The organism is Siphonobacter sp. BAB-5385 (assembly GCF_002261125.1).
Lineage (GTDB): Bacteria > Bacteroidota > Bacteroidia > Cytophagales > Spirosomataceae > Siphonobacter.
This window is the reverse complement of the sequence record NZ_NMPS01000212.1, coordinates 16,183-28,904: the sequence shown is the minus strand read 5'-3', so window position 1 is coordinate 28,904 and position 12,722 is coordinate 16,183. Positions and strand designations below refer to the sequence as shown.

General features: G+C 49.8%; 9 protein-coding genes. 5 read left to right on the top strand and 4 right to left on the bottom strand.

Annotated elements, in window-relative coordinates; translation table 11 throughout:
* Nucleotides 1-82: 82 nt before the first annotated feature.
* Together BWI93_RS29035 and BWI93_RS20515 are read left to right on the top strand one after the other, a co-directional pair.
* Nucleotides 83-211: a hypothetical protein gene (locus tag BWI93_RS29035; RefSeq protein ID WP_255157976.1), complete on the top strand. Its 129-nt coding sequence runs from the start codon at nt 83-85 to the stop codon at nt 209-211.
* 154 nt (nt 212-365) lie between these two features.
* Nucleotides 366-2,252, top strand: coding sequence for a mucoidy inhibitor MuiA family protein (locus tag BWI93_RS20515; protein WP_176454288.1), 1,887 nt, complete (start codon nt 366-368; stop codon nt 2,250-2,252).
* A gap of 171 nt (nt 2,253-2,423) precedes the next feature.
* Here BWI93_RS20515 and BWI93_RS20510 read toward each other — a convergent pair whose 3' ends face one another.
* Nucleotides 2,424-3,845, bottom strand: a complete 1,422-nt coding sequence (locus tag BWI93_RS20510; protein WP_094815048.1) for a SusD/RagB family nutrient-binding outer membrane lipoprotein — start codon at nt 3,843-3,845, stop codon at nt 2,424-2,426.
* A 13-nt stretch (nt 3,846-3,858) separates the two neighbouring features.
* Entirely contained in the window at nt 3,859-6,972 is a 3,114-nt protein-coding gene (locus tag BWI93_RS20505) for a SusC/RagA family TonB-linked outer membrane protein (RefSeq protein ID WP_094814752.1), read from the bottom strand.
* A 308-nt stretch (nt 6,973-7,280) separates the two neighbouring features.
* Here BWI93_RS20505 and BWI93_RS29030 point away from each other — a divergent pair, with 308 nt between their 5' ends.
* Complete coding sequence (locus BWI93_RS29030; RefSeq protein WP_255157975.1) at nt 7,281-7,490, top strand: hypothetical protein; 210 nt, start codon at nt 7,281-7,283, stop codon at nt 7,488-7,490.
* Entirely contained in the window at nt 7,487-8,326 is an 840-nt protein-coding gene (gene bla, locus BWI93_RS20500; RefSeq protein ID WP_255157974.1) for a class A beta-lactamase, read from the top strand. The genes BWI93_RS29030 and bla overlap by 4 nt, the downstream gene beginning before the upstream one ends.
* A gap of 3 nt (nt 8,327-8,329) precedes the next feature.
* On the opposite strand, the gene BWI93_RS20495 is transcribed toward bla, so the two are convergent.
* Complete coding sequence (locus BWI93_RS20495) at nt 8,330-9,505, bottom strand: acyltransferase (protein WP_176454287.1); 1,176 nt, start codon at nt 9,503-9,505, stop codon at nt 8,330-8,332.
* A 264-nt stretch (nt 9,506-9,769) separates the two neighbouring features.
* On the opposite strand from BWI93_RS20495, the gene BWI93_RS20490 reads away from it, so the two are divergent.
* Nucleotides 9,770-10,042 (top strand): hypothetical protein, encoded by a 273-nt coding sequence (locus BWI93_RS20490; protein ID WP_094814748.1) that lies wholly within the window; start codon nt 9,770-9,772, stop codon nt 10,040-10,042.
* Between the two features lie 80 nt (nt 10,043-10,122).
* Here the strand turns inward: BWI93_RS20490 and BWI93_RS20485 are convergent, their stop codons facing one another.
* Nucleotides 10,123-12,534 carry a TonB-dependent receptor gene (locus tag BWI93_RS20485; protein ID WP_094814746.1) on the bottom strand — a complete coding sequence of 804 codons (2,412 nt, stop codon included), beginning with the start codon at nt 12,532-12,534 and terminating at the stop codon, nt 10,123-10,125.
* Nucleotides 12,535-12,722 lie beyond the last annotated feature (188 nt).

Sequence of the window (12,722 nt, the reverse complement as noted above, 5' to 3'; positions counted from 1 at the left end):
TAGGCTTTTTCATGTTGCCTGGTAAAACTGTTCTGTTTGGTGGAGATAGTGCAGGATTGCGATTAAAGCACTCATCGAAGAGGTGAATCAGCTGAAAGCTGAAAATGCGAAACTTCGGGCGACGAATGAACATCTTCAGAAAGAAACCGCTTCCCTGCAATCGGATATGGATTGGGTGAAAAGACAGCTTCGTGGTTATGCGAAGCAATAGGTGAAACGTTTTTAGTTTTCACAGGAAAAGCCCACTGACTAGCTGTCAGTGGGCTTTTCCTGTGATCGCCTGAAAATTAAAAAGAAAAAAATCAGTAGTCGTATGGAATTGAAGTTAAGCCTGCATCCAGAGGATGAATCTTAACCCTTTCCTTATGAAGCGGTATCTGCTTTTCTTACTCTTTAGCTCAGCCGTAGCCTGGGCGGAATCCACACCCGTACCTCTAACGTCCAAACTCGAAAAAGTAACGGTTTTCCTGAACGGAGCCCAGATTCAGCGAACGGCTCAAACCTCCTTGCCCGCCGGGCGAACGGAACTGTATTTCAAAGAGCTCTCGTCCAAAATTGACAAACAAAGTATTCAGCTCAGTGGAGAAGGGAACTTTACGGTTCTGTCCGTACAGGCTCAGCAGAGTTATGCCGAAGAGGGCTCGTCGCGGCTTGAGAAAACGCGGCAGTTCGAGAAACGTCGGGCTGAGATCGAAGCCAAAATCCAACTGGAACAAAAGCTGCTTCAGGTCTATAAGCAGGAAGAAAATCTTTTACTGAAAAATCAGGAACTGGGTGGGAAAGTACAAACCCTCAAAGCTAGTGAGATTAAAGAAGCGGCGGATTTCCAGCGAACCCGCCTGACGGAAGTGCTGACCAAACAACTGGATCTGGAGCGAAAAATCAGCCAGTATGAGGAGGAGATCAAAGCTCTGAACAGTGAACGCACCCGAATAAACACGAATACGGATCAGCAGGTGGGGGAGGTATGGATTACTGTTTCCAGCACTCAGCCTATCCCAAAGGCTCAGTTTACGCTGACCTACTTTGTGGCTGATGCCGGCTGGATTCCCAGTTATGATGCTCGGGTTAATGACCTGACCAAACCACTGCAAATGGGATACAAAGCTCAGGTGTTTCAGTACACGGGCGAGAACTGGAATCAGGTACAGCTAAGCCTTTCCAACGCAGACCCCCGACAACGGGCAACGCAATCCATGCTACGACCCTGGGTGACGGGGCAAACGAACTATTACCCCGAACAGGATACACCCATCAGTCAAACGTACAATCCTACGGTTACCCAGGTTTCTGGTAAGGTAACAGACGTGTCGGGAATAGCCCTTGCCAATGCTTCCGTGACGTTATCGGGCACGAGTCTGGGCACGCTGACGGATGAGAATGGCTTATATCGCCTGAGCATTCCACCGAAACTACCTCAAAATGCGACCCAACTTGTCTTTGCTGGGATTGGCTTTCGATCCCAGCGAAAACCCTTTTTCTCGGAAATACTGGATGTGCAACTGGAAGCAGACCAACAGGCTTTAAATGAAGTAGTAGCCATAGGATACGGCACGCCACGTAAACAGGATATAGTCGGAGCCGTAGCTACTGTGAAGGGAAAAGTAGCGGGTGTACCCCTGGAGCTGAATGAAAAAGAGGCACCCACCAGTTTCACCTACGACATTAAAATGCCCTATACCATTCCATCGGATGGAAAAGTATACGCCGTAGAAGTGAAACAGGTCGAATTACCGGCTCTGTACGAATACAGTGCCGTACCCAAACTCAATTCGGATGTATTCCTGACCGCTCAGATTCCTAACTGGGAGCAATACGGTTTGTTAAACGGCGATATTCAGTTGTTCCTGGAGGGCAATTACGTAGGGAAATCGACGCTGAATCTGGAAAATATGGGCGATACGCTTCGCTTATCACTCGGACGCGACAAAGCTGTGCAGGTACAGCGAATCAAGAAGAAGGAATTCACGAAGAAATCCTTTCTGGGCAGTACACAGTCCGAGGAACGCCGCTACGAAATCAGCGTACGCAATACCCGTCGCCAACCTATCTCGCTGGTGGTATACGATCAGTTTCCCATTTCGAAAATGAAAGAGATTGAAATCCTTGATCGTCAGGCCAGCGGAGCCGAAGTGAATCACGAGACGGGTATTTTCCACTGGCGATGGAATCTGAAACCCGGCGAAGCCCAAAGTGCACCGTTTTCGTATACCATTCGATCGCCTAAAGCAACGGCTTCCCTTTTGGAGTAAGGCCTGGTCGTAAAGCCCCCGTTCCCCTCAAAAAATCAGAAAAAAAGTAGCGTTTCTTAGGAGCGGCAAAGAAGGACTCGCGAAAGCCCGTGACTGCAAAAAGCATACAATTCAGCCATGAAAAAGGCGACCTCGTAAAGTCGCCTTTTCTGGAAAACGTAGTTCGTTGGCTTATTTATCCCACCAAAGCGGCGTAGACAAAGGTACTTCCGTTGGAACGTTGGAAGTATTTTTGGCCTGTTCACCGTTGGGGTACGCTACCCGGCGAATGAACGTAGGCAGATCTGCATTCAGGGGCAGGGTAAAGTTTTTGTATTTGTAATCGGATCGGCGGGCGTCATTCCAGGCTTCGGGATTGAGGTACGTGACCACGTACTTTTCTTTGAAAATCAGATCGAGCGTTAGATTTTGAGCTCCCACGGCTACGGTAGCGTTCGACAGATACGTCTGGCTGGCGGCTGAAGCCACGCCTAGTTTGTCCATGTTGGCCTGAATACCCGCCAGGTACGCCGCGTAGGCCCGGGTTTTATCCCCACTCCGGAAGGCCGCTTCGGCTTCAATGAATTTGAGTTCGGCGAAGGTCGCGATCAGCAGGGGCGAAGCATCACCCGTCAGGGGCGAATTCAGCGTAATGTAGCTTTCATCCTTGATTGTGTTGGCAGCCCCAATGTTTCCCTGTCCGTTGATAGTACCCTTATAGACGCCGTTTACCGTTTTATCCGTAATCTTCTCTACGCGGGGATCGAACAAACCGTACGTCGTACCATTCAACTGATCGACGAGTTGCTCCGACAACCAGCCGTCGAGCAGCAAGTTTGCGTTATCACGGGCTACCTGAGCCCAGGGGTTACGGAGCTGAAAGCTGGCCATCTGAGCATCATCGGCGTTCGACGTATACGACTTTTCCACCGCAGCCAATACATCAGCGGGCTTATAGGCACTCGTTTTAGAGACTTTAGTCAGCAGGCGAGCTTTGAGGACATAGGCCGTTTTAATCCAGGCGGCCGTATTGCCTTTGTGAATAAGATCGTTGGCCGCCGCCAGTTTCACGCGGGAATCGGTTTTACTCAGTTCCGCAATCCCTTCATTGACCAGACTTAGGGCGGAAGCATAAAGATCTTCCGCTTTGTCGTACTTCGGCGTAAGCGTAGTACCGGCGAACGCGTTCGAGAAGGGAGCATCCCCAAAAAGATCATGAATCAGAGTAAGGTGATAGGAAAGCATCACATCGGCGGCCCCTACGTATTCCGATGCCCCCTGTTCCTGAGCCAGTCGCTTGAGGTCACTTAAATCGGCCATGCCGAAGTAAACGGCATCCCAGGTGCTGGTGTAATCGGTTACCTGATACGTGTCCGTGGGACTGGCCGTACTGGGACTGGCCAGGTACTGCACGAAATACGACGTAAGCCCACCCACCCGCTGGGAGTTCAGGCCCGTTTTCTGCGTCGTGGTCGAAAGCAGGGAGGCCAGCGGCGGATTGGAAATGAGGTTGGGGTTATTATTTAAATCAAAGTAATCCTTACAACCCGCGAGCGTTGTCAGGCCCAGGGTGGTGAGAGCTAAAAGGGTATATCGTTTCAACGTGTTTTTCATGTCCATCAAATCATTAAAAACCTACATTCAGAGAAAACAGGAAACTACGCACGGCTGGATAGCTAAAGCCTGAAAAGCCGTCTACGTTGCTACCGCTGTTGGTGGTTGAAGCCTCGGGGTCAAAACCCGTGTACTTGGTCCACAGCCACAGGTTATTGCCCGTTACGCTGAGGCGGGCGTTCTTCACGATGGACGATTTAATCCAGGAAGAAGGAATGGAATACGATAAACTCGCCGAACGCAGACGTACCCAGGAAGCATCCTCGATGAACAACTCTGAAACACCCCGATGGACGTTCCGGTAGAAGCCATTTCCGTAGTTAACGCCATCCGGACCAACGCCCTGACCGAGCCAGACGGCCTTGGTATTGGGTGTTCCGTTGGCCAGTACGCCTTCAAACACCTTGGTATCGTTGCGGTTTTCGGTGTATTTGGCGATTCCAAATGCCGAGAAGAAGTTACCCATTTGATTGTACCGATCCTGACCGACGCGAGCATCGAACAGAGCCGTAAACGTGAAATTGCCGTAACGCAACGTGTTGTTCAAACCGCCCAGCCATTTGGGCTGCGTATTGCCCAGAAGCTTCTGAGCCGTACCAATCACCGGGAAACCATTGGCCCCGATCACAATGGGTCGATCCCGATCCAGTACCGCTGGTTGTTCTTCTCCGGTGTTGGGGTAGTACCGTTGGTAGGCTCTTCCGTAGAGGTTACCGTAGGCCAGACCGGGAACAAGTTTCATCGTTACGGTTGAGTTCGCGTACCCGAATTCGGAAGCGTAACTGATCTCAGTCAAATCCTGCCGAATGCTTTCAATCTTGTTCCGGTTGGCCGAGAAATTCAGGTTGATGTCCCAGTTGAACTTGCTGGTCTTGATCGGCGTAGCCCGTAAAATCAATTCAACGCCCCGATTCCGCATTTCTCCGGAGTTAATAGCCGCCCGTACATAACCCGTACCGGAGGAGACATTCACCTGAATAATCTGATCTTTACTCAGCGAGTTATAATACGTGAAATCCAGTCCCAGGCGGTTATTGAGGAAGCCCAGTTCCAGACCCGCTTCATAGGTATCCGTAAATTCCGGACGCAGGTTTGGGTTGCCCAGCAGAGCCCCGCGGGTAAAGCCCGTCAGGCCCGAAGGCAGGTTTTGGTACGACGAATAACCCGTAGCGGTCGAATACGGAGCGGCGTCTTTCCCAATCTGAGCGTACGAGGCCCGGAGTTTACCCATGCTCAGTACCTCCGGCAGGTTAAAGTGTTGGGAAAATACGTAACCCAGGCTGGCCGAAGGATAGAAAAACGAGTTGTTAGGCGATTGCAGGGAAGACGTCATGTCATTCCGGCCCGTAAGGGTTAAGAACAGATAATCCTTATAGTCGAATGTCAATTCACCGAAAAGACCCATTAAGCGGTAGTCTTCGGCCGATTGTACCGGAACGATGGTTTTGGCATTCCGCAAATCAAAGTAATCGTAAACGGTCAGTTCGCGGCCTTCGGCTCCAAAGCTGCGAATGCGACGGTCGTACAGATCGTGTCCTAAACGGAGCGTCGTATTCAGATCCCCAAATTTGTGGGTAGCACTGGCCGCAAACGTAGACGTAATGGCCCGGAAATTGGTATGGTACTGATAGACAAAGCCCAGCCCGTTATCTCCGGAAATGTATTCACCCGCAATGCCTTTGGGTCCCGGAGCCGTTTGCAGCCGGTCTTCCGAATAGGTATCCAGACCAGCCCGGTAGGTAAACGTCAACCAGGAAAGGGGAGCATACGTGAAATTTACCCCGCCAATGAGACGATTGACGTTGTCCCGGAATTTATTCGTCATCGCGTTGTACATCGGGTTGGCGTTATCACCGGAGTAGGCCTTCATGGTTCCGTCGGGCGTCAGATAGTCGCGTACGTCGTAGCGGGGTGACCAGTAACTCAAGGTTTCGTTGTACCGACCGGCATTGTAGCGGTCACCACCGGAGTTGATGAAATTCAGGTTCACACCCGTCGTAAACTTATCGCTGAATTTGATATTACTATTCAATCGCAGCGAAAGCTTTTCGTAATTGGTGAAGGGAATAACGCCCTGCTGATTCAGGTGCGAGATCGAGGAGAGGAAGTTGATTTTATCTGTACCTCCCGAAAACGAAAGGTTATTCTGAAACTGTTGACCCGTACGGTATGCATCCTTGAAATGATTGTACAGCTTGGCCGGATGCGTCGGATCAATTTTCCGGGCTTCCTCAACCGTCGGTCCCCAGGAAGGCCAGAAGCTGTTCGGATCGTACTGACCCTGCCAGCCAATGGTGTACTTATCCTGTACATCTGGGTATTTGTTTACATTTTCAAAACCGTACGTACCGCTGTAGTTGGCCCGTAGGGCTCCGGCTTTGCCTGATTTCGTCGTAATGACGACCACACCGTTCGCTCCGCGTAAACCGTAGAGAGCCGTAGCCGCTCCCCCTTTCAGGATGTTGATCGTTTCAATGTCCTCGGGGTTGATGTCGGCGGCCCGGTTGCTCATGCCACGACCCGCGGCATCATTGCCCAGGGTAGAAGTGGAGTTGTCCAGCAGAACCCCATCAATCACGAACAAGGGTTGATTATCCCGACTGACGTCAATGGAGTTAATCCCGCGAATCAAAATACGAGCCCCCTGACCGGGTGCACCGCCCGTACTCGAAATGGTAACCCCGGCCACTTTTCCCTGCAGGGCATTTACCAGGTTAGGCTGGTGGTTCTGTACGAGTTCCTCCGAACCGACACCCTGAGCAGCGTAGCCCAACGCCTTCTTATCCCGGCTGATTCCCAAAGCGGTGACGACGACTTCATTAAACTGCTTGTTGTCGGCCTTCAACGTCACATCTACGGTACTACGACCATTGGCGTCAACTTCCTGATTCACGTAACCAATGTAACTGAAAACCAGTACTGTACGCCCAGAGGAAAGGTTAATGCTGTATTCTCCGTTCGCGTTCGTAACCGTACCACTGGAGGTCCCTTTCAGGGAAACGTTAACACCGGGGAGCGGCGTATTATCTCCCTCTACAGTAACTTTTCCACGAATTTGCTGAGCCAGAGCCAGCGAACCCGAAAACAGGAAAAGCGTAAAAATGGAAAGTAGTAAGCGTTTCTGCATAAATGGTTTAATTGGTTAAAAAGCAGAGCTAAAGATCCAGCGGTGGCGGGTTGAGAGGTAGCAGCGTTCACAAATGAGCGTTGGGCCGGTACGATCCGCTTCCATCCTTGATCGGCTTCATGGAATGAAGATAAAGCAGTGAAATGTTTGAAATGAACATTATTCTGAGAAAAGCATCAAAGTAAAAATATTATTTTGACATTTGGGAAAGATGTACGTAAACTATTCAAGTGATTTTATTTTATGTAGGAAAAATGCTAGGTTCGACGTTTAATCATAAACTGACACTCGTTCAGGCGTTCGTTCCTATGAAAATGATCTTTTCCGGCTTTCCATCCCTAAGGCTTATCTGTAGTTTCATTCTTTTGCCGCTACTGGTTTCGGCACAATCTTCGTTAAAAACGACCGACCTCGCCACGCAGCGTTTACAACAGGAACTCGAACGTATGGCGAAGCTGGCCAAAGGCAAAGTAGGGGTCTGTGCCTGCACCTGGAAAGTGGACGGGAAATTCGAATGAACGCGAAAGATCGTTTTCCGATGGCGAGTACAATGAAAGTGGCGGTAGCCGTAGAGTTACTCCGCAAGATCGAAACAGGAGAACTTTCGTACCTGACCATGACCGAGCTACAGCCTTCGGATCTGCATCCGGGCAGTGGTACGCTCGAAACGCTGTTTGCCAAGCCGGGCGTTCAGCTTTCGCTTCAGAACTTGATGGAACTGATGATGGTCATCAGTGATAACTCGGCCACGGATATACTCATTCGCCTGGCGGGTGGAACCCGGACGGTACAAAATCGGCTCAAGGCTTTAGGGATCGAAGGCATGTCCGTAGATCGAAACATCATTCAGCTCATTGCCGATTGGGAAGGCGTAACCTTACCCGATACGAGTCAGTGGAAAAATCCTGGTTTCTATACCCGTCTGGAAGATCAATTAACACCAGAAATACGTAAAACGGCCCAGACTACCTTCGACAAAGATCCCCGGGATACGTCTACGCCGGAAGCGATGGTTCAGTTACTCACGCAGATTTATCAGGCCAGGGCCGTATCCGCCGCCAGTCGGGATACGCTACTGGCGATCATGGAACGTTGCCGGGGCGGGCAGGGGCGTTTAAAGGGCTATTTACCCCCCGAAACGGTGGTAGCTCATAAGACGGGTACCATGGGTGCATCGGCTACCGATGATGTTGGAATCATTACGCTGCCGGGTGATGCTGGCCACATTGCTATTGCGGTATTTGTCGGAGCTTCGCAGGCTCCATCCGAGCTGCGGGAGCAAACCATTGCCCAGATCAGTCGGAGTGTGTACGACTACTTTCTGTATCAGCCCTCCGTGCCAAAGTCAAAGTAAGGTTTATTCTTCTACGGACTCGTACGTTTTCTGCGGTTTTGGAACGCGGACGGGTTTTCGTAGAAAGCTGAGGCGTTGGCCCAGGGTAACGGAGTTTTTCTCCACCACCAGATAAAGGCTGTACGAAAGGAACGTAATGAAAGCAAAGGCAACACTGGCATTCACAAATTTGAACCAGGGCCAGTGGCGGGCCATACCCAGCAAATCAATGGAGTTGTAAATCGTACCCAGAATTGGCTGGTGAATCAGGTAAAAGCTGTAGCTGCACACGCCAATCAGGCTGAGGATTTTATAGGAAGGTGCCGTAAAATTCAGACGACTCACCAGCAGGTAATCCAGCAGCATGGCAAACAGAATGGCCGAACCGATGTATTGGAAAAAGACGTAAAACGTGGGGAAAAACTTGGTACTCAGGAAAACCAGAAACAAAGCGGCCAGGATCGGAGCAGATACGCGAAACGTACGTCTGCCGTAGTAATAGTTTTCGGCTACCAGTGCTCCCAACGCCCACATAATCCAGAAATGACCCACGAAAGTGATCTCACTAAACTTGAATCGCAGGTGATAAAAGCAGTAGGAAATCACGACGAGGTGAACCAGTAGCAAGCCCAGACAGACTTTAGATAACGAGTACCGCTTGCGAAGGACCAGCAGAAGCGGATACAAGGCGTATAGCTGCATCTCCAGGGCCAAACTCCAGAAAGAACCGTTGAAGCCAAAAAGAATATCGGCATCATCAAACAGGTTATGAATGAGGAACAGGTGAGTGATAAAGGAAAGCTGTCCGCGTTCTTCACGTAAAACGTACTGCGTGAGCTGCTGATTTTGAAAGGCGAAGAAGAGGAGTACCAACAAATACGTCGGGTAAATCCGCCAGAACCGCCTAAGCATAAACTGCCTGTAGTTAAGGGGTTCCTGTTTTCCCAGAAACGAATAGTGAATGAGAAACCCACTGATGATTAAAAACAGTTGCACGCCCAGATTACCGTAGGCCAGGGGTGAAAAAGTAGCGTATAGATTAGAGAGTGTAGCTTGCTGGAACGAAAGCACCGGACCATTAGTGGCGGTTAATGCCTGCGGGAAATAAGCCTGATGCCAATGATAGCCAAATACAAAAATAATCGCGATACCCCGTAATACGTCGAAAAGGGCAAGTTGCCGGGAGACTTCTTTACGCATGTATAAAATACTTCTGTTCACCAGGGCGGCCTGTGAGGTGAGATGAAATAAATTAAGTGAAAAGACAACAAGGGTAGGGTTTTCGAAGATAAAACCTTGAACGGACTTTACTGAACGAAGCCGCATTTATTTTTAAGAATGGCAGGAAACCTTCCGACGATAGATTGTCTTTTATTAACAAATTGCTCAGTAATACTTAATCCACTACGACTTGCCCGCTTGGTGTAAAAGAGTAACTTTGTAATCTTTCACCTCTATACTGCTATGATTGCTGCCGCCCTTGTGTTTCTCGTAGTAGCCCTATACGCAGGCCTACTACTTAGCATTCGACTCCGTACCGCTCATGAGTGGGTTTGTCCCAAGTGTAACCGCACGGCCCATCTGGAACGTCTGGGTCGTCCGGAGTGGATGAAGAAATTAGCCGGATTTCTACCGCTTAAATATATACGTTGCCGCTTTTGTCAGCATACTTTCTTTCTGCCATTGGATATAAACAATCCACTTTCGAACGAAATGCTGGAAAAAGGAAACTACTAAAGCTGAGCTCGTTGCTGCTTTTAGCATGTATAAAAAAACTCCCCGAAATTGCTTCCGGGGAGTGAATATGTATGGAATTCCTAGAACTTGTAACCAAGGTTCAGTCGGAAATTCCGGGGGAATTCGTAGATGTACGTGTAGTAACCGGTTCGGGGGTTAGCCGGGGCACTTCCCGACGTATACATGCGTCTGTCAGCCAGGTTGTTCACCAGTAACGAAACGTTAATCTTTCGGGCCTGGTACGAAACGCCAGCATCGAGACGGAAGAAGTCCGGGAAGTTGGAGTCCTTCAAACCGGCTCCGGCAAAACGCTCACCCTGGTATTGATACCCTCCGGAGAAGCCTAGTCCCCGCAGGGCCGAACGCTCACTTTTGATGCGGTAGGTTAACCAGCCGTTGGTAATATGTCTGGCTGTTCCGGCCAGGTAGGTACCTTTGCGATTGTTGACGGGATTAGCCGTTTCATCTTTCGTTACTTTCGGATCGGTATAGGCGTAGTTCAGGGTAGCATTCAGGCCCGGAACAATTTCGCCCGTCAGGTCAAACTCTACGCCTTTCGACAGAATCTGGCCCAGTTGTACCTGCCAGTTCTGCGGGTTGTTGATACCGAAACGGGGGTCAGGGGTCAGGACGTTGTTTTTGGTAATCTGATAAATGGTGAAGGTAGAATTCCACTTTCCACCAAACCAGTCTTTCTTGATACCAAATTCCGTGTTGGTGCCATATACGGGTTTGAAGACGTTTCCATCGAAATCGGCCCCGGCCTGGGGCAGATAGCTTTGGTCGTACAGACCATAGATGCTCATCTCGCGATTTACAGAATAGCTAAAGCCAAAACGCGGCGTTACCACGTTATCCTTGATGTCAGTTGCTTTCGTTTTACCTACCGTCCGGGACTGCGTATACCGGGCAGCTACGGTCAGGCGTAGTTTGTCGTTGAACAAATGAACTTCGTCCTGTAAGTAAATACCCGAATAGGTCAGGTTCGTTGCGTATACGTTAGAACCCGAACGTTCCCGGATGCTACGCGAACGGTCGAACTGCGGAATGTTCGCCAACGGAATACCGTACGTAGGATTATAGATGTTAAACGGAGCATTACCAGCCAGTTGCAGGTCACCCAGCGTCGTACTGCTGAAATCACCCCAGGTTTTCAGGTTACCCATGTCAATGCCACCCAGAATGCGGTGCAATACGGAGCCGGTTCGCTCTTCGCCCTGTAAGGTAAGTTGACCCGTTTTGTTAATCGCCAGCTCGTCACCGATGTTATAGTTCCGACGCATATTGCCCAGACTGTCGATGGACGTTACCCATACCGTACCGCCGCCACCGAGGGAATAATTGAAGTACGCAATCTGAGCATTCAGCTTCCAGCGGTCGTTGATCCGGTGGGAGAAGTACAGGAATACGTTGTGATCTCTGATGATTCGGGGATTGAGAGCCGGATCACCCAGAAAGAATTCCGGACCTACTTCACCAAAACCTTTTTTCGAGAAAGTATAATTACCCAAAGCCAGGGCCTCTACGTGCTGGTGGGTATACTCGGCCGTAATAACGGTGTTGGAATCAATCTGGTAGCTGACGACCGGTGCAATGACATAGCGGTCGTTGTAGTTGAATTTGTTGTAAGTATCCCGCGTCTGGTAAGCCGTATTGAATCGATACAGCAGTTTTCCGTTTTTGGAAAGTTTGCCATCGAGGTCAATGGCGGCCCGTACGGTGTTGTAACTACCCGTGGTGAAGGAGACGGAGCTTTGGTTCGTGCCCGTTGGTTTTTTCGTTACTACGTTGTACATCCCGCCCGGTTCGCCGTTGGCCATCATAAAACCGGCGGGGCCTTTCACAAACTCAATGCGTTCCACCGTCGACATATCGTCGGCCAGTGGACCCCAGGGCATTTTTACGTTCATGCCATTACGAAACGCCGGAATGGACGTACCCCGCATCGAAATATTGGCATACTGATTATCCCAGTGGCCGGAGCGGATTGCTCCGCTGACGTTACGCGTCACGCCATCGACCATATCAAATACCTGCTGATCGGCCAGCAATTCTTTCGTGATGACTTTGATATTTTGCGGAACTTCCAGTAACGGCGTTTGTAAACGTAGCGAAGGCGAAACCTTATCCGCCTTGAAACGATTACGACTGGCCGCTACGACGACTTCCCGTAATTGAGCCAGGTCTTCGATGAGGGAGAAATCAACGATGATACTGGATTTAGGCTCTACATCGATGGTTTTGTCCTGCGTTTTCAAGCCAACTGCCGATACGACAAGGACGTGTGTGCCGGAGCTTACTTTGTTGATTCGGTATTCGCCAAATTCGTCGGTCAGGGAGCCGTGCGTGGTGCCCTGAATGCCTACCGAAACCCCTTCGGCAGGTTTACCATCTTTGGTCGTGATGCGTCCACGGATTGAACCCGTGTGCTGTGCATAAAGCTGAGGAATAGTAAGGAGGGAAAAAAGAAAGAGGAGTCGAAGTGCTCTCATAATTTGGAATTTTTCTAAATAGCCTGCAAAACAAAGCACGCCCTCAGTAATTCACAAACTATTTTAAATTAGATTAATTAAAACGAGATTAAAAATAATTCGCTGGTTAAACCTTTCAAGAGGTGGACAACAAAAAAGCGTGGAAGGATCACTTCCACGCTTTTTCAATTGTATCTATGCTATGTAAG